This window comes from Streptomyces sp. S465 (assembly GCF_026898115.1).
In the GTDB taxonomy this organism is placed as follows: domain Bacteria; phylum Actinomycetota; class Actinomycetes; order Streptomycetales; family Streptomycetaceae; genus Streptomyces; species Streptomyces luomodiensis.
Genome location: NZ_CP114036.1, coordinates 7,627,414 through 7,652,564 on the forward strand (window position 1 = coordinate 7,627,414; position 25,151 = coordinate 7,652,564).

The following is a 25,151-nucleotide window of genomic DNA, read 5'->3' on the forward strand; positions in this document are numbered from 1 at the left end:
GAACTCCTCGTCTGGGGCGCGGGTGTCACTCGGAGACGGCGGTGTAGCGGAACACCTCGTCCCCGTCTTCGTCCTCATCACCCTTCTCGGACATCTCGACCTTCACCCCGGACGGCTCCAGGGCCGTGCGCAGCCGCTCCTCCATGGCCGCGGAGAAGTAGTTGTGGTCCAGGTCGAGCCGCTTCAGGTGGGTGAGCGGCTGGCCGTCGAGCAACGCCGCGGCGCCCTCGTCGGTGAGCACACCCATGGACAGGTCGAGGGATTCGAGCTGGGCGACCACGGGGGCCGCCGCCACGGCGGCCGCGATCTCGTCCTGGATCTCGCTGTTCTGCACGCCCAGGTGGCGCAGCGCGGGGAACCTGCCGCCGGCCAGGATCGGGGCGAGGTCGGCGACGGTGGCGTCGCCCCCGTACTCGTCCACCCCGAGCCACATCTCCAGGTGCTCGAGCGCGGGCAGGTCGCTGGCGGCGACCCCGCGCACCACCGCGCCGGGCAGCCCGCCGGTCTCGAAGCGGAGTGTGCGCAGGTTGGCGTGGGTGACGGCGGGGAAGGACAGCTCGCTCCCGCCGCGGACACCCAGCTCGCGCAGGCCGGGGAAGGCGCGGAGGACCGGTGTCACATCGGACTGCTGAATCCAGGAGATCTCCGACTCCTCCGGGGTGATGTCGCCGATGAAGACCGCCTCCAGCGAGGTCAGCCGGTCCTTGGCCATGAGCAGCTGCTCGATGGCGTCATCGGCGTCGCCCTCGTAGGTCTCGCCCCACAAGCCGATGATCACCGCCCGCACCCGGGAAGGGTCCACCGTGGTCAGGAAGCGCTGGAAACGCCCGTCGAAATCCTCGTCCGACTCATCGCTGTAGGGATCGTAGGAGATCCGCCAGGCGACCGCGCCCGGCTCGGGCAGCTCGGTCTCCGCGTCGGGCAGCGGGAAGTCGAAGGCCGGAAGACCGTACAGGTTTTCCAGGTGGTGGACCGACATGGGTGGTATCTCCTGATGCGTTCGCGTGGGCGTGCCCGATTCCGAATGGCGTGCGAAGAGTTGTACCAAGCGCCACCGACAGCCGCCCCGGCGGGCGTTGCCGGAGGCACGGAGACGGGCCGTCGCACGGCGTTGTCAGTACCTCCTCGTAGCGTCATGACCATCGACCGGGCCCCGTGTGGCGCGGTGGGTCCAACAGTGCTGCGTCTGAAAGGGAATGGGCATGTACCGACAGGGCGACGTCCTGATCGTTCCGGTGGCGGTGGAGGCGCTGCCGCCGGGTACCGACGCGCTGCCGCGGCAGCCGAGGGACGGTCGGGGCCGGCTGGTGCTGGCGCTCGGTGAGGTGACCGGGCACGCCCATGCGGTGGTCGGGCCGGGCACGTTGGTGCGCGAGCCGGGCCCGTTCGGCGTCTCGTACCTCCATCTCCCCGACGGCGGGCGGGTGGTGCACGAGGAGCATGCCGCGATACCGCTGCCCAAGGGCTGGTACCGCGTGGTGCGGCAGCGGGAGTACACGCCGGGCGCCGTGCGCGTCGTGGCCGACTGAGCGCGGAGGAGCGGACGATGACGACGGCAACGGCAACGGCAACGGCAACGGCGACGGTGACGGAAACGGCGACGGCGGGGGAGAACGGCATGAGTGGTGGGCACGCGCTCGCGGACGAGGACCGGGCCGCGCGCTGGCGCACGGTGGCCGCGGCCACCGGCCCGGCCGACCGCGAGGCGGCCGAGGCGGGCATCCGCCGCGCCTATGCGCAGGCCGGGCTCGCCGCGCCCGAGCGGATCGTCTGGGCCGGTTCCCCACTGGCGGCCACGGCGGCCGTGCTGCTGCTGACGGGGAAGGAGGAGCGGCTGCCCCGGGAACTGGCCGAGCGGGCGGCCGGTACCCTGCGGGCGGCCGGGGTCGAGCCGGTCGCGGGCGGCGCGGGCGCGTCGGTGCGGGAGGCCGTGCGCACCCAGCCGTGGGCGCGCGCCAGGCAGCGGCTCCATGACGACCTGGGCCCGGCGGGCTGGGCCGGGCGGTGGGCGCTCGCGGCGGCGCCGCTGTGGGAGGTCACCCGCGCGCTCACCGAGCGCGTCCGCACCGGGGTGACCGAGGCCCTGGCGCCCGCTCGGGACCAGGAGACGACCGTCCGGCTCGCCCTGCTGGACGCGGTGCTGGGACAGCACGACGCGCCCTGGCTGGCCGCCGTCGCGGACGAGGCGGAGTCCGGCCCGCTGGCCGGTGTCGCCGCGGTGGCCCGCGCCGCCGGCTGGTGGTGGCCGTACGAGAGGGTCGTGATCGTCGCGGAGCGCCCGGTGGAGCTGCACCGCGACGAGGCGGGCCGGCTCGACCGCGGCGACGGCCCCGCGCTCGCCTTCCCCGACGGCTTCGCGCTGTACGCCTGGCGGGGCATGCCGGTGCCCGCGGCCTTCCTCGAGCAACTGGACGAGCTGACCCCGGAGCGCATCCGCGAGGAGGAGAACGCGGAGCTGCGCCGGGTGATGCTGGAGCACTACGGCTATGAGCGCTATCTCCAGGAGTCCGGGGCGCAGCCGGTGCACCGCGACGAGACCGGGGTCCTGTGGCGCATCGCGCTGGACGGGGACGAGCCGGTGGCGATGGTCGAGGTGGTCAACTCCACGCCGGAGCCGGACGGTACGCACCGCACCTACTGGCTGCGCGTACCGCCCCGCGTCCGGACCGCCCGCGAGGGCGTGGCCTGGACCTTCGGGGTGGATGCCGACGCCTACCACCCCGAGCGCGAGACCTGACCCCGGACCCGCTCGCGGACGGCGGACCTCGCCCCGGTCTTCTCCCGGGGTCCGGCCCTCGTCCCGGGCTCATTTCCGGCCCTCATCCCGGCCCTGACCGCTGGCCTCGGCCCCGACCCCGCTGCTGCTCCCGGCCGCTGGTCTCTGGCTGCTGGTCCCGGCCCCTGGCGCCTGGCTGCTGGTCTCTGGCTGCTGGCCCTGGCTGCCGACCCCGGGCCCCCGGGCCCGGCCCTGGCTACCCATACCGGCCCCTGGCCCTCGTCCTGGCCGCCGGTCTTGGCCCTGGCTCCGGTCGCGGCCTTGGCTGTCGACCTCTGGCTGCTGGTCTCTGGCTGCTGGCCCTGGCCCTGGCTGCCGATCCCGGGCCCCCGGGCCTGGCCCTGGCTACCCATACCGGCCCCTGGCCCTCGTCCTGGCCGCCGGTCTTGGCCCTGGCTGCCGACCGCCGAGGGCTGGCCCCTGGCCCGGTCCCTGGCCCCGGCCGCCGGCCGCCGGTCCCGGGCCCCCGGGCCTGATTCCGGCCCTCGGCCCCGGGACGGATTCTGGCTTGGTCCCGGCCTGGTTCCGGCGAGGGGCACCGCCGCGCCCCGGGTCGGCTTCCGGGGTCGGTTCGGGGCCCGGTTCCGGGCTCGCGGTCCGCGGCTCGCCGGTGCGCGGTGGTCTACGCCGGGTGCCTCCGGGCGGGCCGGCCCTCGTCCTTTTACTCATCTCCGTACAAAGGTCTGGTCTGGACCTTGACTGGTATAGACCAAACCGGTTTGAGTGTCCCCGGAGCCTCGAAGTTCCCCGGGGCATTCATTGAGAAGGAGATCGGCCCATGCGGAGAAGACGCGTTCTGGCGCCGCTCGCGGCGACCGCGGCGGTGTGCGCGAGTGTGCTTGTCATGCCCATGGCCTCGGCTTCGGCCTCGTCGGCGGGGACCACCGCCCAGGCGGCCTGTAGCGCCGCGGACTGGGTGGCGGGCAAGTGGTACGTCACCGGTGACATCGTCCGGTACACCGACGGCAATTACTACCGCGCCGAGCACGACAATCCGGGCTATGACCCGGTGATCAGCACCTGGTACTGGGAGCCTTACAACTGCGGCGGTTCCGGGGAGCAGAACCCGAGCGGCTTCGTGGTGACCGAGGCGCAGTTCAACCAGATGTTCCCGAACCGGAACTCGTTCTACACCTACCAGGGCCTGACCGCCGCCCTGAGCGCTTACCCGGGCTTCGCCAACACCGGCAGTGACACTGTCAAGAAGCAGGAGGCGGCCGCCTTCCTGGCCAACGTCAGCCACGAGACCGGCGGTCTGGTCCACATCGTGGAGCAGGACACCTCCAACTACCCGTCCTACTGCGACTGGAGCCAGTCCTACGGCTGCCCCGCCGGCCAGTCGGCGTACTACGGCCGCGGACCGATCCAGCTCAGCTGGAACTTCAACTACAAGGCCGCGGGTGACGCGCTCGGCATCGACCTGCTGAACAACCCCTACCTGGTGGAGCGGGACGCCGCGGTGTCCTGGAAGACCGCCCTGTGGTTCTGGAACACCCAGACCGGGGCCGGCACGATGACGCCGCACAACGCCATGGTCAACCAGCGCGGCTTCGGCGAGACCATCCGCAGCATCAACGGCGCCAAGGAGTGCAACGGCAACAACCCCGGCCAGGTGCAGAGCCGGGTCGCCACCTACCAGCGCTTCGTCCAGATACTCGGCACCACCGCCGGCTCCAACCTCTACTGCTGACCGTCCGCTGAACGGCCATCGGGCTCAGTAACGGGGAAACAGCGGGGAAATTGAGGTGCGCCGCGCCGCTGCCGCGCGCCAGCCTGGAGCACATGGCGTGGACGGTGACGTACGACCTCGATGAGTTCCGGGCCGCGGCGGGTGGCTTTCTGCGCGCCCGCCCGGCCCGGCACACCACCCTGCTCACCGTGGTCTCCTCCCTGGTGGCGGCGGGCAGTGGCAGATACGGCGACCAGCCGCCGGTCTACGGCTGGTGGACCGGCGAGGAGGCGGACCCCGTATCAGCAGTGCAGGGCCCCGTACACGGCCCCGCGCAGGGGGCTTTTCTGTGCACCCCGCCCTACCCTCCGCTGCTCTCCCCCCTCTCCGGCGAGGCGGCCCAGGAACTCGCCCGCACCCTCGCCCGGGACCGTGAGTGGCAGATCACCGGCGTGAACGCCGGGCGCGAGACCGCCGAGACCTTCGCCACCGCCTGGCAGCGCCTCACCGGTGCGTCGAGCAGCGTCGAGCAGTTCCACCGGCTCTACCGGCTCGGTGACCTCACCCCGCCCGACCCCGCCCCGCCGGGCCGGGCCCGGACCGCCACCACCGCCGACCGCGATCTGCTGATCACCTGGTGCGAGGGGTTCGCCCGCGACACCGGCGCGCTGATGGGCGATGCCGCCAAGCAGGTGGACGACAAGCTCAGCCACGGCGGGATCACGCTGTGGGAGCTCGACGGCCGGCCGGTGGCCTGCGCCGGCATCAGCCGTACGGTCGCGGACATGGCCCGGGTCGCCCTTGTCTACACCCCGCCCGAGCTGCGCGGGCGCGGTTACGCGGGAGCCGCCACGGCCGCCGTGAGCCGGGCCGCGCGGGCCGCCGGGGTCACCGAGGTCCTGCTCTTCACCGATCTCGCCAACCCCACCAGCAACGCCCTTTACCAGCGTCTCGGTTACCGCCCGGTGGAGGACCATCTGCTGCTGTCCTTCACCCCGGCCGACCACCCGGTTCCGGAACAAGGCCACCCCTCGTAAGAGTTGTGTCATTGCAGCCCGGCGGCACAGCGCGTCGGGGTGCTCCGCAGCCCCCCTCACCATGGAGGATCCGTGACCGGCTCCCATCCGAAACGTTCCCGGCTCGCCGCCGCCCTGCGCCCCGCCGCCTTCGGGGCGGATCCCTCCGGGGAGCGGATGGAGCGCATCCGACGGTCGCCGAACTTCGCGAACGGTGTGTTCGTCAACCCGGTGGGCGCCCGCACCGCCCCGTCCGGTTCGATGCTGAAGTTCGCGGCCACGTACTTCCGCAAGGAGGAGCGGATCCGCAGGGCCCCGGCCGGGACCGTGCCGGTGCACCCCACCACCCTCGCCGATCTGGCCGTTCCCCCCGCCTCCGGGCTGCGGCTGACCTGGATGGGGCACTCCAGCGTGCTCGCGGAGATCGACGGGCGGCGGGTGCTGTTCGACCCGGTATGGGGACAGCGCTGTTCGCCCTTCGCGATGGCGGGGCCGAAGCGGATGCACCCGGTGCCGGTGCCGCTGCGGGAGCTGGGGCCGGTGGACGCGGTGGTCATCTCCCATGACCACTACGACCACCTGGACATGCCCACGATCCGGGCGCTGGTGCGTTCCCGCGCGATGTTCGTCGTCCCGCTCGGGGTCGGCGCCCACCTGGAGCACTGGGGCGTTCCGGCCGACCGGATGACCGAACTGGACTGGCACGAGTCCACCGAGGTCGCCGGTCTGGAGCTCACCGCCACCCCCGCCCGCCACTTCTGCGGGCGCGCGCTGCGCAACACCCAGCACACCCTGTGGGCCTCCTGGGTGGTGGCCGGTGGCGAGCACCGGATCTACCACAGCGGGGACACCGGCTACTTCCCCGGATTCGCGGAGATCGGCACGGCGTACGGGCCGTTCGACGCGACCATGATCCAGATCGGTGCGTACTCCGAACACTGGCCGGACATCCACATGACCCCCGAGGAGGGCATGCGGGCCCACGTCGATCTCCAGGGCGGGGACCCGGCGAAGGGGATCATGCTGCCGATCCACTGGGGCACCTTCAACCTCGCCCCGCACCCGTGGGAGGAGCCCGCCGAGGGCACGGTCACGGCGGCACGGGCGGCCGGGGCGAACGTGGCCGTTCCGCGCCCGGGGGAGCCCTTCGAGCCGGTGCGCGGGCTCCCGCTGGAGCCGTGGTGGCGGGCGATCGCGGCCCGGCCGGTGACGGAGGTGCCCGCCGCGGCCGAGGGCGCGGCCGAGCCGGCCGGTTCCACCGGTTCCACCGGCGCGTCGGGAGCGACCGGGGCGGCCGGGGCGACCGGTGTGACGGGTGGCGCGGACCCCGCGATGCCCATTCCCCAGCCGTAACACGGCGGTTGGCGCCGCCCGCGTCTTTGTCGAATGGTGTCGGGACCCTTGTGGTGGACACGACGCGCTCGCTTCAATGGTTAGGAAAGGTTCCTAACGGATCGTGCCCGAGAGTCCGGGGCGGCCCCAGTGTGCCGGGGGCGGCCCCGGCGCACCCTCGGACGGCCGTGCGCACTTCCCCCACAGTCGACAAGGAACGGAGTCCCCATGTCCCCCATGTCCTCCAGGTTCGGGAGGGTCGGCCTCGCGGCGGTGGCGATCACGGTACCGGCCGCGCTCGTCCTCACCGGCGTCGGCGTCGGGCAGGCATCCGACCACCTGCCGTCGTCGGCGGACGCGCGCCCCCACCACTCGGCGCACCAGGCCGTCGCGGCGACCGGCCTGGACGACCCGGCGAAGAAGGAGATCGCCATGAAGCTGGTCTCCAGCGCCGAGAACTCCTCGCTCGACTGGCGCGCACAGTTCTCCTACATCGAGGACATCGGCGACGGCCGTGGCTACACCGCGGGGATCATCGGATTCTGCTCCGGCACCGGCGACATGCTGGAGCTCGTCGAGTACTACACCCGGCAGAGGCCCGACAACGTCCTGGCCAAGTACCTCCCCGCGCTGCGCGAGGTCAACGGCGGCGACTCCCACGACGGCCTCGACCCCGGCTTCACCGAGGACTGGCGGAAGGCCGCCGCCGACCAGGCGTTCCAGGACGCCCAGGAGCACGAGCGCGACCGCGTCTACTTCAACCCCTCCGTCGAACAGGGCAAGGCCGACGGACTGGGCGCGCTCGGCCAGTTCATCTACTACGACGCGATCGTGATGCACGGCCCCGGGAACAGCCGGTACAGCTTCGGCGGCATCCGTAAGACGGCCCTGTCCCAGGCGAAGCCCCCGGCGCAGGGCGGCGACGAGGCCACGTACCTCCACGCCTTCCTCGACGCCCGTAAGGAGGCCATGAAGAGCGAGGAGGCGCACAGCGACACCAGCCGGGTCGACACCGAGCAGCGGAAGTTCCTCAACGAGGGGAACCTCGACCTGACGCCCCCGCTGCGGTGGGAGGTCTACGGCGACCCGTACGAAATCAACTCCTGAGCCGGACCCCAGAGTCGGACCCCGGAGCCGGACTCCTGAGGCCCGCACCGGCGGCGCGCCTCGGGTTCGAGGTCAGCCCGACGCCGCCGCCACCAGGGCCCGCATGATCCGTACGTCGTCGCCCGCCTCCGGGTGCCACTGCACGCCCAGCGTGAACGCCTCCGCGTCCGGCAGTTCCACCGCCTCCACCGTTCCGTCGCCCGTGGCATGGGCCGCCGGGATCAGGCCCTTGCCCAGGTGGGCCACGGACTGGTGGTGGAAGGTGGGGACGGACACCGGGGCGGGGAGGATCTCGGCGAGGCGCGTGCCCGGGACCGGTGTGACCTCGTGGTGGCCGAAGACGCCGGGCGGCCCCGCGTGGCCGTCGAGGTGCTGAAGGAGCGTGCCGCCGAGGGAGACGTTCAGCAGCTGATGGCCGCGGCAGATGCCCAGCAGGGGGACGCCGGCCGACAGGGCCGCGTCGATCAGGGCCAGTTCCCAGGCGTCGCGCTCCCGAGCCGGCGGCCCCGTGCGCGGGTCGGCGGCGGCCCCGTACCGTACGGGTTCCACGTCCGGGCCGCCGGAGACGACCAGCCCGTCCAGACGGGCGACGACGGCGGCGGCCGAGCCGTCCGCGCCGTCCGGTGGCAGCATCGCCGCCAGGCCGCCCGCGCGCTGGACGAGGCGGTGGTAGCCCGAGGGCAGCAGCGCGGCGGGGAGGTTCCAGACGCCCCAGCTCGCCGAGGGTTCGAGGTAGGTGCTGAGGCCGATCAGAGGGGGCACGGTCGGTCCAATCTCAGTCGCGGGACAGTTCCGCCTCGGCCTCCGCCAGCGCCGCGAACTCCTCCTCCGGCGCGGCCGCGACCAGGCGGTGGCGGCTGTAGAAGGCGAAGTAGGCCAGCGCCACCGCGTAGACGCCCAGCGCGATGAAGGCCGCGTCCTTGTCCACCAGGAAGGTGGCCACCAGCGCCGAACAGGCCAGGACGAAGGCGAGGGACGACGTTACCGTGCCGCCGGGGGTGCGGTAGGGACGCTCCAGGCCCGGTTCGCGGCGGCGCAGGACGATGTGGGAGAGCGACATCAGGGCGTACGAGATGGTGGCGCCGAAGACCGCGGCGTTGAGCATCCGGGCGCCGTCGCCGGACCAGGCCGCGAGGGTGAAGCCGATGGCACCCGGGACCAGCAGGCCCAGGTACGGGGCCTTGCGGCGGCTGGTCAGGGAGAGGAAGCGGGGCAGATAGCCGGCCCGGGAAAGGGCGAACAGCTGGCGCGAACCGGCGAAGATCAGCGAGAAGAAGGAGGCCACGAGCCCGGCGAGGCCCGCGTAGTTGACGACGCGGGACAGCGCGGTCGCCTTGCCGCCCGGCTGGAGCGCCTCGACCAGCGGATTACCCGCGTCCTGGAGGGCACCGGAGCCGCGCGCCCCGGTCGCGGCGAGGAAGGTGAGCAGGGCGAGGCACAGCAGGATGCCCATGGACCAGGCCATGGCCCTCGGCAGGGTACGGGCCGGGTCCCGGGTCTCCTCAGCCGCCAGCGGCACCCCCTCCACCCCCAGGAAGAACCACATGCCGAAGGGGAACGCCGACCAGATGCCGAGCAGCCCGAACGGCAGCCAGGAGGTGGCGCCGAACGCCGAATGGTCCACCGCGATGTCGTCGAGCGAGCCCGCGTCGAAGTCGGTGAACGCGCCGATCGCGAAGACCAGCAGCGCGGCGACCGCGATGGCGGTCACGACCAGGCTGAACCGCAGGGCCTCGCCCACGCCCCACAGATGGATGCCGATGAAGAGGGCGAAACACGCCAGATAGACCGGCCAGCCGGACTCCAGTCCGAAGAGCCCGAGCGACTCGACGTAGTCGCCGATGAAGATGGAGATGGCGGCGGGGGCCAGGACGTACTCGATGAGGATCGCCGTACCGGTGAGGAAGCCGCCCCAGGGGCCGAGGGCGCGCCGCGCGAAGCCGTAGCCGCCGCCCGCCGTGGGCAGGATCGCGGCCAGCTCGGCCAGGGCGAACACCATGCAGGCGTACATCAGGCCCATCAGCAGCGCGGCGATGGCCAGACCGCCGAAGCCGCCCTCCGCCAGGCCGAAGTTCCAGCCGGAGTAGTCGCCGGAGACGACATAGGCGACGCCGAGGCCGGTCAGCAGCAGCGGGCCCGCGCTGCCGCGCCGCAGGGTACGGCGCTCCAGATACGCGTCGCCGGGGGCCGGCGCCGGCGCGCCGCCCGGTGGTGCGCCGACGGCGGAGGCGCGGGCGGACTCGGTGCGGGCGGACTCGGTTCCGTCGGCCATGGGGGCTCCTGCTCGACGCGGGGGGCGATGGCAAAGGTGTGGGGCCATACCTTTGTCTTCCGGTCGGCGATGCGCAAGACCTCCGCGTAAAACCGGCGTTACGGAGTGACGGGTGGACGGCGGGACGGACCGCGGAATGGGCGGCGGGCGGAGGGCGGACGGAGGGCGGACGGACCGTGGGTGGACGGCGGGCGGACCGTGGGTGGACGGCGGGGCGGACCGTGGGCGGACAGGCGGGGCCGGACAGTGACGGACGGATCGCGGGCAGACGGCGGGCGGATCGCGGGCAGACGGCGGGCGGACTGCGGGCAGACAGGCGGGGCCGGACCAGGGAGCTGCTGGGCGGGGCCGGTTCAGGAGGCGCTGGGCGGGCCGGACGAGGGAGCCGCTGGGCGGGTCGGACGAGGGAGCCGCTGGGCGGGGCCGGACGAGGGAGCCGCTGGGCGGGGCCGGACGAGGGAGCCGCTGGGCCAGGCCGGACGAGGGAGCCGGTGGGCGGGTCAGACCAGGAAGCCGCGCAGTAGCGCCGCCGTGCCCTCGCAGTGCTCCCGCATCACCTCGCGCGCCCCGTCCGCGTCCCGGTCCAGCACCGCCTCGACCAGCGCCGAGTGCTGGGCCTGTGAGTGCTCCAGGTTCTTCACCAGCAGCGGGATGCAGTCCAGCAGGTCGTTGACGGTCGCGCGGACGGCCGCGTACTGGGCGGCCAGCGACGGCGAGCCCGCCAGCTCCGCGAGCGTCAGGTGGAGCATCGTGTCCAGGCGCCGGTAGTCGGTGAGCGGGGCGTCCCGCGTCGCGTCGAGGGCCGCCCGCAGCCGGCGCGCCTGCCCGGCGTCGAGCCCGTGCGCGGCGCACAGCCCCGCCGCGCCCACCTCCAGGACCTCCCGGAACCGCAGCGTGTCCTCGACGTCGACAGCCGCGACCCGGCGCCGCAGTTCGTCCCCGCCGCCCCGGGCGGGCTCGGGCCTGGCCCGGACGAAGGTGCCGCCGTAGCGGCCGCGGCGGCTCTCCACCAGCCCCTGGTCCTGGAGCACCTTCAGCACCTCGCGCAGGGTCACCCGGCTGATTCGCAGCCGGTCGGCCAGCTCCCGCTCGGCCGGGAGCCGGCCGCCGTCGGGGACCAGGCCCAGCCGCAGCACCTGGAGTATCTGCTCCAGCGCCTCCTCGAAGCCGTTCCCGGCGCGCACCGGGCGCAGCACCGGCGCCAGCCGGTCGCCGCCCCCGCTCCGGCCCCCGCTCCGGCCCCCGCTCCCGCGCTCGCTCCCGCCCCCGTTCCCGTTTCCGTCCATCGAACCGTCCGCACCTCCTTCCCAACCAATGGTCTGCGGTACTACCTTAAACGCCACCCCGCGCCCCCAGCCCCGCTCCGACGCCAGGAGGCCCCACCGTGGCAGACCGCACGCCCCCGCTCTCGGTCGACGAGCTGACCAGACTGGTCGCCGCCGGGGAGATCGACACCGTCGTCCTGGCCTTCACCGATATGCAGGGAAGGCTCCAGGGCAAGCGGTTCGCCGCCCGGTTCTTCCTCGACGACGTCCTGGAGCACGGCACCGAGGGCTGCAACTACCTCCTCGCCGTCGACGCCGAGATGAACACCGTCGACGGCTACGCCATGTCCTCCTGGGAGCGCGGCTACGGCGACTTCGCCATGCACGGCGACACCGCCACCCTGCGCCGCACCCCCTGGAACCCCGGCACCGCCCTCCTCACCGCCGATCTCGCCTGGCACGACGGCACCCCCGTGGCCGCCTCCCCGCGCCAGATCCTGCGCCGTCAGCTCGACCGGCTCGCCGAGCGCGGCTGGACCGCGTACACCGGCACCGAGCTGGAGTTCATGGTCTTCAAGGACAGCTACGAGCAGGCGTGGAACACCGGTTACCGCGGGCTCACCCCGGCCAACCAGTACAACGTCGACTACTCCGTCCTCGGCACCGGCCGGGTCGAACCCCTGCTGCGCCGCATCCGCAACGAGATGGGCGCCGCCGGGATGACCGTCGAGTCGGCCAAGGGGGAGTGCAACCTCGGCCAGCACGAGATCGCCTTCCGGTACGCCGACGCCCTGACCACCTGCGACCAGCACGCCGTCTACAAGACCGGCGCCAAGGAGATCGCCGCCCAGGAGGGCATGGCGCTCACCTTCATGGCCAAGTACGACGAGCGCGAGGGCAACTCCTGCCATATCCACCTCTCGCTGCGCGACGAGGCCGGGCGCCCCGTGCTCGCCGACGACGACGGCCCGTACGGCATGTCGCGGACCATGCGCCACTTCCTGGCCGGACAGCTCGCGGCGATGCGCGACTTCACGCTGCTCTACGCCCCGAACATCAACTCCTACAAGCGGTTCCGCCCCGGCTCCTTCGCCCCCACCGCCGTCGCCTGGGGCCCGGACAACCGCACCTGCGCACTGCGCGTCATCGGCCACGGCCCCTCCCACCGGCTGGAGAACCGGCTGCCCGGTGGCGATGTCAACCCGTACCTGGCTGTGGCCGGGATGGTGGCCGCCGGGCTGTACGGCGTCGAGCGGGAGCTGGAGCTCCCCGAGGTCTGTACCGGCAACGCCTACAACGGCGCCGCCGCACACGTCCCGGCCTCGCTGCGGGACGCCGCCGAGCTGTGGCGGAACAGCCCCATAGCGCGGGCCGCCTTCGGCGACGAGGTGGTCGAGCACTACCTCAACATGGCCCGCGTCGAGCAGGACGCGTACGACACCGCCGTCACGGACTGGGAGCGCTTCCGGTCCTTCGAGCGCATGTGAGGAACCACCAGGTGAGCAACGAGCACCCGCACCCCGCCGGCCACCCCCACGAGCACCGGGTCCTCAACCCGGCCACCGAGGAGGTCATCGCCACCGTCCCCGCCGCCACCCCGGGCGATGTGGCCGCCGCCGTCGCCCGCGCCACCGGGGCACAGCGCGGCTGGGCCGCCCTCGCCCCCGCCGACCGCGCCCGGCTGCTGCGCCGCTTCGCCGCCGTCGTGGACGACCACCTCGAGGAACTGGCCGTCCTCGAAGTCCGCGAGGCGGGCCATCCGATCGGCAACGCCCGCTGGGAGGCGGGCAATGTGCGCGATCTGCTGGACTACGCGGCCGGCGGAGCGGAGCGGCTGAGCGGCGCCCAGATCCCGGTGGCCGGCGGTCTGAACGTCACCTTCCATGAGCCGCTCGGCGTGGTCGCGGTGATCGCCCCGTGGAACTTCCCCATGCCGATCGCCGCCTGGGGCACCGCCCCCGCCCTGGCCGCCGGGAACGCGGTGGTCCTCAAACCCGCCGAGACCACCCCGCTCACCGCGCTCCGGCTGGCCGAACTCGCCCTGGAGGCGGGCCTTCCCGAGGGGCTCTTCCAGGTGCTGCCCGGAGCCGGGCCGGTCGCGGGCGCCGCACTGGTCGAGCACCCCGGCGTCGCCAAGGTCGTCTTCACCGGCTCCACGGCCGTCGGCAAGGAGATCATGGCCAGGTGCGCGGCGGGCGTGAAGCGGGTGACCCTCGAACTCGGCGGCAAGAGCCCGAACATCGTCTTCGCCGACGCGGACATCGAGCGGGCCGCGGCCTCGGCACCCGGCTCCTTCCTGGACAACACCGGCCAGGACTGCTGCGCCCGCAGCCGCATCCTGGTGCAACGGAGCGTCTACGACCGGTTCTTGGAGCTGCTGGCGCCCGCCGTGACCTCCTTCGCGGTCGGCGATCCGGCCGACCCCGCCACCGCCATGGGCCCGCTGATCTCCGCCGCCCAGCGGGAGCGGGTACGGTCCTACGTCCCCGAGGACGCGCCCGCCGCGATCCGCGGCGAGGCCCCGAAGGGCAAGGGGTTCTGGTACCCGGCCACCGTGCTGGAGGCCACCGGCCCCGCGGACCGCGCCGCCGTGGAGGAGATCTTCGGTCCCGTCGCCGTCGTCCTCCCCTTCGAGGACGAGGCCGATGCCGTGCGGCTGGCCAACGCCACCGACTACGGCCTGTCCGGCTCGATCTGGACCCGCGACGTGGGCCGCGCCGTCCGGGTCTCGCGCGCCGTCGCCGCCGGGAACCTGTCCGTGAACTCGCACAGCAGCGTGCGGTACGCCACCCCCTTCGGCGGCTACAAGCAGTCCGGCCTGGGCCGGGAGCTGGGCCCCGACGCCCTTACCGCCTTCACCGAGACCAAGAACGTCTTCATCAGCACCGAGGAGTGACTGACGTGACCGAGACCCCCGTGTGCCGCCGACTGGTGGGCCGTACCGCCGTCGTCACCGGAGCGGGCAGCGGCATCGGCCTGGCCACCGCGCACCGCCTCGCCTCCGAGGGCGCGCAGGTCGTCTGCGCCGATATCGACGCGAGCGCCGGCAAGGCCGCGGCCGACGCGGTCGGCGGGCTCTTCGTCCAGGTGGACGTCACCGATCCCGAGCAGGTCGAGGCGCTCTTCAAGACCGCCTTCGACACCTACGGTTCGGTGGACATCGCCTTCAACAACGCCGGGATCTCGCCGCCCGACGACGACTCGATCCTCACCACCGGACTCGACGCCTGGAAGCGGGTCCAGGACGTCAACCTCACCTCCGTCTACCTGTGCTGCAAGGCCGCGCTGCCGTACATGCGGCGGCAGGGCAGGGGCTCCATCATCAACACCGCCTCCTTCGTGGCCGTGATGGGCGCCGCCACCTCGCAGATCAGCTACACCGCCTCCAAGGGCGGGGTGCTGGCCATGTCGCGCGAACTGGGCGTGCAGTTCGCCCGCGAGGGCATCCGGGTCAACGCGCTGTGCCCGGGGCCGGTCAACACTCCGCTGCTGAAGGAGCTGTTCGCCAAGGACCCGGAGCGGGCCCAGCGCCGGCTGGTCCACGTGCCGGTGGGCCGGTTCGCCGAGCCGGCCGAGATCGCCGCCGCCGTGGCCTTCCTGGCCAGCGACGACGCGTCGTTCGTCAACGCCGCCGAGTTCCTCGTGGATGGCGGGATCGCCGGGGCGTACGTCACCCCGCTGTAGTCCGGGCGCGCGGTCCGGTCGCCGCGGTGTACGGAGCCGAGCCATGGCCATAGGCTGACCGAGTGACCATGAACACGCCCCCCGGCTGGTACCCCGATCCCGGCTACGCAGGCAGTGGCCCCGCCACGGAACGGTGGTGGGACGGCGCCGCCTGGACCGAGTACACCCGTGACGCCTCCGGCGCCGCGGACCCGGCCTTCGGCCCGCCGCCGCCCCCCTACCCGCCAGGGCGGCAGGGGGGCCGGGGCCGCGGTCCGAAGATCGCGGCGCTCGCCGTCGCGGTCGGGGTCGTCGTCGCCGCGATCGTCGGCGGCATCGTGCTGCTGGGCGACGACGGCGACGGCGGGAGCGCCCAGGCCGGGTCCGCCTCCAGCAGCTCCGCCCCGCAGGACGGCGGCGGCCCGGACCCGGGCGTCCCGTCCCCGGACAGCCCCTCGGACGGGCCCACCGACGCCCCCAGCGCGGCGCCCAGCTACGACCCGGACATCGCCCCGGACCCCGTCAACGGCATCAGCCTGCCGGTGCTCGACGGCTGGCAGGCGGGGCGCAGCAGTTCCGGTGGCGCGGGCGTCACCACCTCCCGCTACCCCTGCCCCGGCGACCCGTCCACCGACTGCGTGCGCGGCGGTGCCTTCTCCCGCACCGCCACGGGCTACCAGGCCACCTCCGCCAAGGGCATAGCCGAGGAGGACATCGCGCAGAACGCGGAGGAGTCCTACGGCCAGGACGAGGACACCGACCGCAAGGCGTACGGCGGGATCACCTCCCACAAGCAGCTCAAGGAGTCGGCGGTCGACGTCGCGGGCCAGAAGGGCTACCTGGTCCGCTGGAAGGTGGTGACGAAGAAGGGCGACGACGGCATCGTCCAGTCGGTCGCCTTCCCCTCGCCCACCGTGCCGGACACGATGGTCGTGGTGCGCTTCGGCTTCGACGCGAGCGACGAGGCGCCGCCGCTCAGCGACATGGACAAGATCGTCAAGGGCATCGAGGCGCTGGCGGGCGACGGCCAGTCCGTCTAGGCGGGGTACGCGAAGCGCCGTATTTCAGAGGAACGTGTCGGCCGGCCGGTCTGCCGAACGCGCCGGTCAGCCGGTCGGTCACTCGGCCAGCCGGTGCTGCCGGTCAGAGGAAGGTCTTGCCCTCGCCCCGGTACGTCGGCACGCTCGCCACCACCCGGTCCCCCTCGATCAGCCGCAGCGTGTCGAACCGCTCGCACAGCTCACCGGCCTTGGCATGCCGGAACCACACCTTGTCGCCGATCAGCAGATCGTCGGCGGCCGTGCCCAACAGCGGGGTCTGCACCTCGCCCGGCCCCTCCATCGAGTCGTACGAGAGCCCCTCGGGCAGGTACGGCACCGGCAGCCGGTCCCGGCCCGCCGCGCCCGATGCCGGATAGCCGCCGCCGAGCACCGTCACCACGCCCACCCCCGGCCGGCGCACCACCGGCTGGGCGAACAGGGCGGCCGGGCGGCCGCGGAAGGAGGTGTAGTCGTCGAAGAGGCGCGGCTGGTAGAGCCCGGACCCGGCGGCGATCTCCGTCACCGCGTCCTCCGCGGCGGTGTGCTGCACACTGCCCGTGCCGCCGCCGTTGACGAACTCCAGGTCCGCCACGGCCCGCACCGCCCGTACGGCCGCGGCCCGGCGTGCCGCGAGCTCCCGGCGCGCCACGGACTGCATCAGCCGGACGGCGCGCGACCGCAGCGGGCGCCCCGCCACCGCGTCGCCCACGCCCGCCACATGACCCTCGTACGCCATCAGCCCGACCAGCCGGAAGCCGGGGCGGCGGTCGATCGCCCGCGCCAGCGCGGCCAGTTGCTCCGGTGCGCGCAGCGGTGAGCGCAGCGCTCCGACCCGCACCCGCCCGCCGAGCATCCGCAAGGACGTGTCCAATTCCAGACAGACCCGGACCTCTTCGGTCCCGGCGCGAACGCTGTCGATCAGATCGAGCTGGGCGAGGTCGTCCACCATGACCGTCACGGCGGCGGCCAGCTTGGGGTCGTTGGTCAGGGTGGCGTACCCGCCCCGGTCGGTGGAGGGATAGGCGAGCAGCACATCGTCGAACCCCTCGCGCGCCAGCCACAGCGACTCCGGGAGCGTGAAGCTCATGATCCCCGCGAAGCCGTCCCGTGCCAGCACCCGTTCCAACAGCGCCCGGCAGCGCACCGATTTGCTGGCGACGCGGATCGGCTTGCCCTGCGCCCGGCGGACCAGATCCCGTGCGTTGTCATCGAAGGCTTCCAGGTCGACAATCGCCATGGGCGCTTCGAGATGGGAGGTGGCCCGGTCGTACCGGGCCCGGTCAGCGGCGGCAGGGGGCATGGACGAAGCTTGCCAGACCGCTGTTACCACTTGGTAGAGGGCGGCCGGTGCGCAGCGCCCCCGGCTGCCCGTAGAGTGTCGCGCACGCCACGACCGGCAGGTCAGCGGCGTGTTGTCCGTATAGGAGCCCGCCTGCCCGAAAGGCGGGTCGGCGGCGCGGCGAACCGGACGGAGCCAGGTGAACCAGGTGTCGACGGGTGCGAGGGGGTGCCGGTGAGCACCGACGCGGAACAAGCGCACTCACCTCACAGCACGCCCCCACCACGCCCCGCACATCCTCCTCGCACGGCGCCCGCGCGACCCTCCGCGCCCCCGCCACGCCCCACTGCGCCACCCGGGTTCACCCCGGACCCGGACACCCCCATCCTCGGCGTACGGGCCAAGGTCCCCCTCCCCAGGGGCAGCGCCAAGACCTCCGGCACCCGAGTGCCACCGCGCCCCCTCGCACCGCCGCACCCCACCGGGCCCCCCGCGGCCGGCGGGCCGGGCGGCCGGCGCCGTGCGCCCAGCCGTACGGCGGCCGCCGCCGCATGTCTCGTCCTCGGCCTCGGGCTGCTCGGCGGGGCGGCGGCCGGCAGCTGGCTGGGCGACGACCCCGATGCCCCGCCGTCCACCGCCGACACCTACGCCCACGCCCGCTCCGCCTGGCACAGCGTCCCCGTGGCCGACCTCTTCCCGCGCACCCTGCGCGGCAAGGGCGCGGGCCCCGGCGGCGCCGACCGCGTCTGGACCCGGATAGCGGTCGCCCCGGACAGCAGCTGCGGCGGCGGATTCGACCCGCTGCTCGGCAAGGCGCTGGCCCCGGTGGGCTGCGAGCGGCTGGTGCGCGCCACGTACACCGACGCCACCAGCACCAGCGTCACCACCGTCGGGGTGCTGATCACCACCTCGGGCCCCGCCGGGATGCGGGCGCTGCACCAGCGCTTCGTGACCGAGAAACTCGACGAGCGCACCGACCTGATGCCCCGCACCTACGCCGCCAAGGGCACCGCGGCGGCCGGCTTCGGCGACGACCAGCGCGCCAGCTGGCGCATCCGCGTCCTCACCGACGCCCCCGCCGTCGTCTACGCCGTCAGCGGGTTCGCCGACGGCCGTAAGGTCACCGACCCGCAGTCGGCGGGCGAGGCGACCCAGCGGGGCGCCACCTCGGCCCCCGCCCAGTCGGGCCTCGGCAACGACGCCCGCGGCATCGCCGACGCGATCGAGACCGGATTCCGGCACGCCCTGTCCACGAGCACGGAGACCACGTCATGACCCGGACCGCCGGGATCGGGCGGCGCCTCGCCGTGGCCCTCGCCGCCGCCGGGCTGACCCTGGTGCCCGCCGCGCCCGCCGACGCCGACGGCATACAGGCTCAGGAGTGGGCGCTGGACGCCCTCCACGTCCGCGCGGCATGGCAGACGACCAAGGGCTCCGGGATCACCGTCGCCGTCCTGGACACCGGTGTCGACGACCGCCACCCCGACCTCAAGGGCCAGGTGCGGACCGGCAAGGACCTGATCGGCTTCGGCGCCCGGCGCGGCGAGCGGGCCTGGGCCCGCCACGGCACCGCCATGGCCGGGATCATCGCCGGGCACGGCCATGGCGCGTCCGGCGACGAGGGCGTGCTGGGCGTCGCGCCCGAGGCGCGGATCCTGCCGGTGCGGGTGATCCTCGAGGACACCGACCCCGACCGTAAGAAGGCCCGTTCCAGCCGCGGCGGCGCGCTCGCCACCGGTATCCGCTGGGCGGCCGACCACGGCGCCGACGTCATCAACCTCTCGCTCGGCGACGACAGCGCCTCCGCCCACCCCGAGGCCGCCGAGGACGCCGCCGTCCAGTACGCGCTGCGCAAGGGCGTGGTCGTGGTCGCCTCCGCGGGCAACGGCGGCGAGAAGGGCGACCGGGTCTCCTACCCGGCCGCCTACCCCGGTGTGATCGCCGTGACCGCCGTGGACCGCTACGGCGCCCGCGCCGCCTTCTCCACCCGCCGCTGGTACGCCACCGTCTGCGCACCCGGCGTCGACGTGGTCATCGCCGACCCCGACAAGCGCTACTACGAGGGCTGGGGGACCAGCGCGGCCGCCGCCTTCGTCTCCGGCTCCGTCGCCCTCGTCCGCGCCGCCCACCCCGAACTCAGCCCCCGCCAGATCCGGCAGCTCCTCACCAAGACCGCCCAGGACGTCCCGGAGGGCGGCCGCAGCGATGATCTCGGCGCGGGCCTGGTGGACCCGGCGGCGGCGATCGCGGAGGGCGGCAAGGTGGAGCCGCAGACCCAGACCCCCGCCGTGGCCGGCTCCGCCCCACGCTTCTTCGGCGAGGGCCCGGACCACGAGCAGAGCGCGCACGAGGAGTCCGGCCCCAACCGGATGGCGCTCCTCGCCGGACTCGCCGGCGCCGCCCTGGTCATCGCCGCGGTCGCCCTGTGGCGCGGCTCGGGCCCCCTGCGCCTGCCCCCGAGCCTGCGCGCCCTGCTCCCGCCAAACCGTACGCGCTGAGCCGGACGGGGTCGGCGGTGTGCCGGACGCGTTCGCCGCTGCCGTGGTGGCGGCCGTGGCCGGGAGGCCCCGGTGCGGATCACGGTCAGTCCGAACCGGCCGCTGGTGCGTCGCGGCGGCGACCACAGCGCGGTCGCCACAGCGCGGTCGCCGCATCGTGGTCGCCCCGCCCGCCGCGTCCGGGGCGCACCGCCCTCGATACCCTCATGGCGTGGCGCTCAAGAACATTCCCGACCCAGGCTTCTCCGGCGACGACGGCTCCGCCGATCCCCGCCTTACCGCGGCGCTCGCCGCCTGGGCCGATGACCGCTCCGCCGAACCGGAGGTGCTCGCCGCGCTCACCGAGGCCCGTCTCCTCGTCCCGGTGGTCGCGATGCTCGGGGAAGCGGAGGTGGTGGAATCCAAGCCGCGCGAAGCGTCTGTTGAGGGTGGTGGCGGGCGACGGGCGGGCGGGCTGCGGCGCGACAAGACCAGCGATATGGCGGTGCCCACGCTGGAGGCCCCCGGCGGCCGGCGCGCCCTGCCCGCCTTCACCTCGCTCGAGACGCTGGCCCGCTGGCGCCCGGACGCCCGGCCGGTGGCCGTACCGCTGCGCCAGGCGCTGGAGGCCGCCGCCCATGAGAAGGCGGACACCCTGGTCCTGGACCTCGCGGGCCCGGTGCCGTACCAGCTGACCGGTCCCGCGCTGCTGGCCCTCGCCGAGGGACGGACCAGCGCCGATCCGCTCGCCGACCCGGCCGTCACCGAGGCGGTGCGCACCGTGCTGGCCGCCGAGCCGGAGGTGGTCCGGGCCCATCTGGCCCCGGCGGCGGACGCCGACGGGATGCTCGCGCTCGCCCTGGCCCCCACCGCGCCGGCGCGGGAGACGGCGCACCGGGTGGCGGGCGCCCTGGCCGCCGACGAGGTGCTGCGGGCGCGGCTGGTGCGCGGGCTGACCCTGGCGCTGCTGCCACCGGACGCGAGGATCCCCGGCGAACCGCTCTTCAGCCGCTGAGCGGCGGGCCCGCCGCTCCGGCCCGCTTCTCCGCATCCTCCGTTCGGACCAACAGGCGAATCGTCCCGGTTCCCCCCACAATGCTTAGGCGACTGGCGGTCGGAATCTGCGTGAGGAGAGCGCCATGGAGACGAGAACGGTCGTAGCGGAGTGCATAGGGACCGCGATGCTGGTCCTCTTCGGAGTCGGTTCCCTGGTCCTGGCGGGCGACTACATCAACGCCCTCGGGATCTCGCTCGCCTTCGGCTTCACGCTGATCGCGATCGCCTACGCGTTCGGACGCGTCTCGGGCTGCCACATCAACCCGGCGGTGACCCTCGGGGTGCTGCTGGCCAAGCGCATCGACATCCGTACGGCGGTCGAGTACTGGATCGCGCAGTTCGTGGGCGCGATCGTGGGCGCGGCGGTGCTGTTCCTGCTCGCCAAGCAGGTGCCCCGGCTACAGACAGCCGGCGCGTTCGGCAGCAACGGCTACGGCGGCCGCTCGCCGGTGGGCCTGGGCGCGGGCGGGGCCTTCCTGGCCGAGGTGCTGCTCACCTTCCTGCTGGTCTTCGTCTTCCTCGCGGTGACCGGCTCGGTGATGCAGGCCGGCGTCGAACCGGTCCCGGTGGGCCTCGCCTACGCCGCGGCCAACCTGATCGGCATCCCGCTGACCTGGGCCTCGGTCAACCCGGCGCGCAGCTTCGGCCCCGCGATCTTCGCGGGCGGCGACGCGCTGGGCCAGCTGTGGCTGTTCATCGTCGCCCCGCTGGTCGGCGGGGTGCTGGCCGCCGTGGTGCACCGGTTCACCCATCTGCGCCCGGCGGCGGGACAGGCCGAGCCGGAGGGGGCGCCGCACCCGCCCCCGGCGGCCGGACCGTGGGGACGGCTGCGCGGTGGCCACCGCCCCGAGGCGGGCGGCCCGGAAACCAAGGGCCCGGAGGCGGCCTGAGCCCGAGCCGGAGCCGCTCCGGGGGCCCGGCCCGAAACGCCCCAGCGCCCGGCCCCGAAAGCTCCCGGAACCAGGCCCCGAGGGCCCCGAGGGGCTCACGTGGCACCGAGCCCGCGAGGGGGCCCGGCCCGGGTCAGCCGAAGACCGACCCGGGTCAGCCGAAGACCGGGCCCGTGTACTTCTCGCCGGGCCCCTTCCCCGGCTCGTCCGGCACCACCGACGCCTCACGGAAGGCGAGCTGGAGGGACTTCAGCCCGTCCCGCAGCGGGCCGGCGTGGAAGGAGCTGATCTCCGTGGCGCTCGCCGTGACCAGCCCCGCCAGCGCGTTGATCAGCTTCCGCGCCTCGTCCAGGTCCTTGTGCTCGGGGCCTTCCTCGGCCAGGCCCAGGTTGACCGCGGCGGCGCTCATCAGGTGCACCGCGACCGTGGTGATCACCTCGACCGCGGGCACATCCGCGATGTCCCGGGTCATACGGTCGAAGTCGGGGGCCGGTGGCTGCCCGGCGTTGGCGTCGCTCATGGTGGTCGGGGCTCACTTCCTGATGGATGGTGCGCCCCAGCCTAGGCGGCCGCCCGGCGGGCGTTCGTACCGGTCGGGGGAACGGGGCGGGGCAGACGCCGTTGACGCCGCGGATGAGCATCCTGTGCGGGTGCTGGTATCGTAGATAAACGACCGGCCGGTCACCTGAGTGTCCGGCCCACAAGTGGAGGCTCCGCACTCCCACCTTCCGGTCCCCAGGGTCGGCAGGTCATCGGTCAGGCTGCGCCCCGCGGTGATATCGCGGCGGTGCTCCCGGTCAGTGAGGAGCCCCGCCTGTGTACCGTCCGGGGCGTTTTGTGCGCCACGGCGCGGTGGTCTCAACCGATACAGACTTACGCGGCAGTCCGCCAGGCGGTCGCGTGGTGCAACCGAGGAGGATCCATCAGCGCCGAGCCCCGCATCAACGACCGGATTCGCGTCCCCGAGGTGCGACTCGTCGGTCCCAGTGGCGAGCAGGTCGGCATCGTGCCGCTTGCCAAGGCCCTGGAGCTTGCGCAGGAGTACGACCTCGACCTCGTCGAGGTGGCGGCGAACGCCCGTCCGCCGGTCTGCAAGCTCATGGACTACGGAAAGTTCAAGTACGAGTCGGCCATGAAGGCCCGTGAGGCGCGCAAGAACCAGGCGCACACGGTCATCAAGGAGATGAAGCTCCGGCCGAAGATCGACCCGCACGACTATGACACCAAGAAGGGTCACGTCGTCCGGTTCCTCAAGCAGGGCGACAAGGTCAAGATCACGATCATGTTCCGTGGCCGTGAGCAGTCCCGGCCCGAGCTCGGCTACCGGCTGTTGCAGCGGCTCGCTGAGGACGTCCAGGAGCTGGGCTTCGTCGAGTCCAACCCCAAGCAGGACGGCCGAAACATGATCATGGTTCTCGGTCCGCACAAGAAGAAGACCGAGGCGATGGCCGAAGCCCGTGAGGCGCAGGCCGCCCGAAAGGCGGAGCGCCAGCAGGGCGGCAGTCCCGCTGAGGAGCCCGCCGAGGCGTGATCGGTCAGGCCCCCGGCCTGGACCGCACACACCGGAGCCGTACGGCTCCGGTGACGAACGTACACATATGACGCTTCCGGACGCCCGGATCGCGGTCACCCCCGCGCCCGCGGCCGCCCGGACAGCGCCCCGACGAGGAGAGAACGGCGACATGCCGAAGAACAAGACGCACAGCGGTGCCAGCAAGCGCTTCAAGCTCACCGGCTCCGGCAAGGTGGTGCGCCAGCGCGCCGGTCGCCGCCACCTTCTCGAGCACAAGCCGTCCACGTTGACGCGCCGCCTGGCCGGCAAGGTCGAGATGGCCCCGGCCGACGCCAAGAAGATCAAGAAGCTTCTCGGCAAGTGACGCCCCGCCCCGCTCCGGCGGGGCGAGCGCCAGACCGGGACCCATTCGTTTCCGGGCCGCGTGAGTCAGCCGCGGCCCCGTACAAGGAGTAAACAAGTGGCACGCGTCAAGCGGGCAGTCAACGCCCACAAGAAGCGCCGGGCGATCCTCGAGCAGGCCAGCGGCTACCGGGGCCAGCGCTCCCGCCTGTACCGCAAGGCCAAGGAGCAGGTCACCCACTCTCTGGTCTACAACTACAACGACCGCAAGAAGCGCAAGGGCGACTTCCGGCAGCTGTGGATCCAGCGCATCAACGCCGCTGCCCGCGCCAACGGCATGACGTACAACCGCTTCATCCAGGGTCTGAAGGCCGCCAACATCGAGGTGGACCGCAAGATCCTGGCCGACCTCGCGGTCAACGACGCGGGCGCGTTCGCCGCGCTGGTCGAGGCGGCCCAGAAGGCGCTGCCGAGCGACGTCAACGCGCCGAAGGCCGCGTAACCGCCGCGCCCCCAGCCTTGCCGGCTGAACGGACCCGCAGGTGCCCGGCACCTGCGGGTCCACTCGTGTCGGCGTCCACGACCAGGAATCGAGACCCCCACCCCATGGCCCCGCCCGAGCTGACCTCCCTCAAATCGCCCCGCGTCACCGCGGCCCGCCGGCTCGCCAAGCGCAGCTTCCGGGGCAAGGAGCGGCGGTTCATCGTCGAGGGGCCGCAGGCCGTACGGGAGGCCGTCGCGCATCTCGTGGAGGTGTACGCGACCCCCGAGGCCGCCGAGCGCCACGCCGACATCACCGAGGCCGCCCGGACCGCGGGCGTGCCCGTCCTGACCGCCTCCGACGCCGTGATCGCGGAGATGTCCGACACCGTCACCCCCCAGGGCGTGGTCGGGCTGTGCCGCTTCCTGGACTCGCCGTTCGAGGAGATCCTGCGCGCCCGGCCCAGACTCGTCGCCGTCCTCGCCCACGTCCGCGACCCCGGCAACGCCGGGACCGTGCTGCGGTGCGCCGACGCCGCCGGGGCGGACGCCGTGGTGCTGACGGACGCCTCCGTGGACCTGTACAACCCCAAGGCCGTGCGCGCCTCCGTCGGCTCGCTCTTCCACCTCCCCGTGGCCGTCGGGGTGCCCGTCGAGCGCGCGGTGAGCGGGCTGCGGGAGGCCGGGGCGCGGGTGCTGGCCGCGGACGGGGCGGGGGAGCGGGACCTGGACTCCGAGCTGGACGACGGGCTGCTGGGCGCCCCCACCGCCTGGATCTTCGGCAATGAGGCATGGGGCCTGCCGGAGGCTACCCGCGCACTCGCGGACGAGGTGGTGCGCGTTCCGATTCACGGCCGGGCCGAGAGCCTCAACCTCGCCACGGCCGCCGCCGTGTGCCTCTATGCCTCCGCTCGTGCGCAGCGCGCTCCCGCAGGGTGCCGCTCCGTCACATCGACCTAGTAGGGTTGCCCCCT

Annotated in this window: 24 protein-coding genes; 18 read left to right on the plus strand and 6 right to left on the minus strand. The window is 73.4% G+C overall.

What is annotated here, in order from left to right:
* Positions 1–25: 25 nt before the first annotated feature.
* Entirely contained in the window at positions 26–979 is a 954-nt protein-coding gene (locus tag N6H00_RS32295) for an STM4015 family protein (protein WP_268975363.1), read from the minus strand.
* Between the two features lie 223 nt (positions 980–1,202).
* Here N6H00_RS32295 and N6H00_RS32300 point away from each other — a divergent pair, with 223 nt between their 5' ends.
* The 6 genes from N6H00_RS32300 to N6H00_RS32325 all read left to right on the plus strand — a co-directional run bounded on the left by N6H00_RS32300 (position 1,203) and on the right by N6H00_RS32325 (position 7,900).
* Positions 1,203–1,529, plus strand: coding sequence for a hypothetical protein (locus tag N6H00_RS32300; protein WP_268975364.1), 327 nt, complete (start codon positions 1,203–1,205; stop codon positions 1,527–1,529).
* Between the two features lie 89 nt (positions 1,530–1,618).
* Positions 1,619–2,737 carry a DUF6745 domain-containing protein gene (locus N6H00_RS32305; protein ID WP_268975365.1) on the plus strand — a complete coding sequence of 373 codons (1,119 nt, stop codon included), beginning with the start codon at positions 1,619–1,621 and terminating at the stop codon, positions 2,735–2,737.
* 817 nt (positions 2,738–3,554) lie between these two features.
* Positions 3,555–4,466, plus strand: a complete 912-nt coding sequence (locus N6H00_RS32310; RefSeq protein ID WP_268975366.1) for a glycoside hydrolase family 19 protein — start codon at positions 3,555–3,557, stop codon at positions 4,464–4,466.
* Between the two features lie 92 nt (positions 4,467–4,558).
* Entirely contained in the window at positions 4,559–5,482 is a 924-nt protein-coding gene (locus N6H00_RS32315; RefSeq protein ID WP_268975368.1) for a GNAT family N-acetyltransferase, read from the plus strand.
* A 72-nt stretch (positions 5,483–5,554) separates the two neighbouring features.
* Positions 5,555–6,814, plus strand: a complete 1,260-nt coding sequence (locus tag N6H00_RS32320) for an MBL fold metallo-hydrolase (RefSeq protein WP_268975369.1) — start codon at positions 5,555–5,557, stop codon at positions 6,812–6,814.
* Between the two features lie 207 nt (positions 6,815–7,021).
* Complete coding sequence (locus tag N6H00_RS32325; protein WP_268975370.1) at positions 7,022–7,900, plus strand: chitosanase; 879 nt, start codon at positions 7,022–7,024, stop codon at positions 7,898–7,900.
* 72 nt (positions 7,901–7,972) lie between these two features.
* On the opposite strand, the gene N6H00_RS32330 is transcribed toward N6H00_RS32325, so the two are convergent.
* From N6H00_RS32330 to N6H00_RS32340, 3 genes are all read right to left on the minus strand, one after another.
* Positions 7,973–8,662, minus strand: a complete 690-nt coding sequence (locus N6H00_RS32330) for a gamma-glutamyl-gamma-aminobutyrate hydrolase family protein (protein WP_268975371.1) — start codon at positions 8,660–8,662, stop codon at positions 7,973–7,975.
* A gap of 13 nt (positions 8,663–8,675) precedes the next feature.
* Complete coding sequence (eat, locus tag N6H00_RS32335; RefSeq protein WP_268975372.1) at positions 8,676–10,172, minus strand: ethanolamine permease; 1,497 nt, start codon at positions 10,170–10,172, stop codon at positions 8,676–8,678.
* Positions 10,173–10,672: 500 nt separating this feature from the next.
* On the minus strand, positions 10,673–11,458 hold the full coding sequence (locus tag N6H00_RS32340; protein WP_268975373.1) for a FadR/GntR family transcriptional regulator: 786 nt from the start codon (positions 11,456–11,458) through the stop codon (positions 10,673–10,675).
* 98 nt (positions 11,459–11,556) lie between these two features.
* Here N6H00_RS32340 and N6H00_RS32345 point away from each other — a divergent pair, with 98 nt between their 5' ends.
* From N6H00_RS32345 to N6H00_RS32360, 4 genes are all read left to right on the plus strand, one after another.
* Positions 11,557–12,924 (plus strand): glutamine synthetase family protein, encoded by a 1,368-nt coding sequence (locus tag N6H00_RS32345; RefSeq protein WP_268975374.1) that lies wholly within the window; start codon positions 11,557–11,559, stop codon positions 12,922–12,924.
* Positions 12,925–12,935: 11 nt separating this feature from the next.
* Positions 12,936–14,333 carry an aldehyde dehydrogenase family protein gene (locus tag N6H00_RS32350; RefSeq protein WP_268975375.1) on the plus strand — a complete coding sequence of 466 codons (1,398 nt, stop codon included), beginning with the start codon at positions 12,936–12,938 and terminating at the stop codon, positions 14,331–14,333.
* On the plus strand, positions 14,330–15,121 hold the full coding sequence (locus N6H00_RS32355; protein ID WP_268975376.1) for a 3-oxoacyl-ACP reductase: 792 nt from the start codon (positions 14,330–14,332) through the stop codon (positions 15,119–15,121). The genes N6H00_RS32350 and N6H00_RS32355 overlap by 4 nt, the downstream gene beginning before the upstream one ends.
* A gap of 68 nt (positions 15,122–15,189) precedes the next feature.
* On the plus strand, positions 15,190–16,140 hold the full coding sequence (locus N6H00_RS32360; protein WP_268977202.1) for a DUF2510 domain-containing protein: 951 nt from the start codon (positions 15,190–15,192) through the stop codon (positions 16,138–16,140).
* Positions 16,141–16,243: 103 nt separating this feature from the next.
* On the opposite strand, the gene N6H00_RS32365 is transcribed toward N6H00_RS32360, so the two are convergent.
* Positions 16,244–17,440 carry an amino acid deaminase/aldolase gene (locus N6H00_RS32365; protein WP_268975377.1) on the minus strand — a complete coding sequence of 399 codons (1,197 nt, stop codon included), beginning with the start codon at positions 17,438–17,440 and terminating at the stop codon, positions 16,244–16,246.
* A 426-nt stretch (positions 17,441–17,866) separates the two neighbouring features.
* Between N6H00_RS32365 and N6H00_RS32370 the strand changes: the two genes are divergently transcribed.
* The 4 genes from N6H00_RS32370 (at position 17,867) to N6H00_RS32385 (ending at position 21,842) form a co-directional block, all read left to right on the plus strand.
* Positions 17,867–18,694, plus strand: a complete 828-nt coding sequence (locus N6H00_RS32370) for a hypothetical protein (RefSeq protein ID WP_268975378.1) — start codon at positions 17,867–17,869, stop codon at positions 18,692–18,694.
* Positions 18,691–19,917: a type VII secretion-associated serine protease mycosin gene (mycP, locus tag N6H00_RS32375; protein WP_268975379.1), complete on the plus strand. Its 1,227-nt coding sequence runs from the start codon at positions 18,691–18,693 to the stop codon at positions 19,915–19,917. Before N6H00_RS32370 ends, mycP begins: the two co-directional genes overlap by 4 nt.
* Before the next feature lie 211 nt (positions 19,918–20,128).
* Positions 20,129–20,911: an SseB family protein gene (locus N6H00_RS32380; RefSeq protein ID WP_268975380.1), complete on the plus strand. Its 783-nt coding sequence runs from the start codon at positions 20,129–20,131 to the stop codon at positions 20,909–20,911.
* A 124-nt stretch (positions 20,912–21,035) separates the two neighbouring features.
* Entirely contained in the window at positions 21,036–21,842 is an 807-nt protein-coding gene (locus tag N6H00_RS32385) for an aquaporin (RefSeq protein WP_268975381.1), read from the plus strand.
* Between the two features lie 154 nt (positions 21,843–21,996).
* Here the strand turns inward: N6H00_RS32385 and N6H00_RS32390 are convergent, their stop codons facing one another.
* The gene (locus N6H00_RS32390; RefSeq protein WP_268975382.1) at positions 21,997–22,362 is read right to left on the minus strand and encodes a DUF1844 domain-containing protein; all 366 of its coding nucleotides are present in this window, start codon (positions 22,360–22,362) and stop codon (positions 21,997–21,999) included.
* A gap of 345 nt (positions 22,363–22,707) precedes the next feature.
* Here N6H00_RS32390 and infC point away from each other — a divergent pair, with 345 nt between their 5' ends.
* The 4 genes from infC to N6H00_RS32410 all read left to right on the plus strand — a co-directional run bounded on the left by infC (position 22,708) and on the right by N6H00_RS32410 (position 25,137).
* Positions 22,708–23,373 carry a translation initiation factor IF-3 gene (gene infC / locus N6H00_RS32395; protein WP_137981027.1) on the plus strand — a complete coding sequence of 222 codons (666 nt, stop codon included), beginning with the start codon at positions 22,708–22,710 and terminating at the stop codon, positions 23,371–23,373.
* A 151-nt stretch (positions 23,374–23,524) separates the two neighbouring features.
* On the plus strand, positions 23,525–23,719 hold the full coding sequence (rpmI, locus tag N6H00_RS32400) for a 50S ribosomal protein L35 (protein WP_020867203.1): 195 nt from the start codon (positions 23,525–23,527) through the stop codon (positions 23,717–23,719).
* A 96-nt stretch (positions 23,720–23,815) separates the two neighbouring features.
* A complete protein-coding gene (rplT, locus tag N6H00_RS32405) occupies positions 23,816–24,199 on the plus strand; it encodes a 50S ribosomal protein L20 (RefSeq protein WP_078639975.1) in 384 nt (127 codons plus the stop codon).
* Positions 24,200–24,303: 104 nt separating this feature from the next.
* Positions 24,304–25,137, plus strand: coding sequence for a TrmH family RNA methyltransferase (locus N6H00_RS32410; protein ID WP_268975383.1), 834 nt, complete (start codon positions 24,304–24,306; stop codon positions 25,135–25,137).
* Positions 25,138–25,151: the final 14 nt, after the last annotated feature.

Excerpts from the sequence above, each read along its gene's own strand:
- rpmI (WP_020867203.1), top strand. The coding sequence starts at position 23,525 with ATGCCGAAGAACAAGACGCACAGCGGTGCCAGCAAGCGCTTCAAGCTC.
- N6H00_RS32315 (WP_268975368.1), top strand. The coding sequence starts at position 4,559 with ATGGCGTGGACGGTGACGTACGACCTCGATGAGTTCCGGGCCGCGGCG.
- N6H00_RS32360 (WP_268977202.1), top strand. The coding sequence starts at position 15,190 with ATGAACACGCCCCCCGGCTGGTACCCCGATCCCGGCTACGCAGGCAGT.
- N6H00_RS32295 (WP_268975363.1), bottom strand. The coding sequence starts at position 979 with ATGTCGGTCCACCACCTGGAAAACCTGTACGGTCTTCCGGCCTTCGAC.
- N6H00_RS32410 (WP_268975383.1), top strand. The coding sequence starts at position 24,304 with ATGGCCCCGCCCGAGCTGACCTCCCTCAAATCGCCCCGCGTCACCGCG.
- N6H00_RS32385 (WP_268975381.1), top strand. The coding sequence starts at position 21,036 with ATGGAGACGAGAACGGTCGTAGCGGAGTGCATAGGGACCGCGATGCTG.
- N6H00_RS32340 (WP_268975373.1), bottom strand. The coding sequence starts at position 11,458 with ATGGACGGAAACGGGAACGGGGGCGGGAGCGAGCGCGGGAGCGGGGGC.
- mycP (WP_268975379.1), top strand. The coding sequence starts at position 18,691 with ATGACCCGGACCGCCGGGATCGGGCGGCGCCTCGCCGTGGCCCTCGCC.
- N6H00_RS32305 (WP_268975365.1), top strand. The coding sequence starts at position 1,619 with ATGAGTGGTGGGCACGCGCTCGCGGACGAGGACCGGGCCGCGCGCTGG.
- N6H00_RS32310 (WP_268975366.1), top strand. The coding sequence starts at position 3,555 with ATGCGGAGAAGACGCGTTCTGGCGCCGCTCGCGGCGACCGCGGCGGTG.
- N6H00_RS32390 (WP_268975382.1), bottom strand. The coding sequence starts at position 22,362 with ATGAGCGACGCCAACGCCGGGCAGCCACCGGCCCCCGACTTCGACCGT.
- N6H00_RS32325 (WP_268975370.1), top strand. The coding sequence starts at position 7,022 with ATGTCCCCCATGTCCTCCAGGTTCGGGAGGGTCGGCCTCGCGGCGGTG.
- N6H00_RS32300 (WP_268975364.1), top strand. The coding sequence starts at position 1,203 with ATGTACCGACAGGGCGACGTCCTGATCGTTCCGGTGGCGGTGGAGGCG.
- eat (WP_268975372.1), bottom strand. The coding sequence starts at position 10,172 with ATGGCCGACGGAACCGAGTCCGCCCGCACCGAGTCCGCCCGCGCCTCC.
- N6H00_RS32365 (WP_268975377.1), bottom strand. The coding sequence starts at position 17,440 with ATGCCCCCTGCCGCCGCTGACCGGGCCCGGTACGACCGGGCCACCTCC.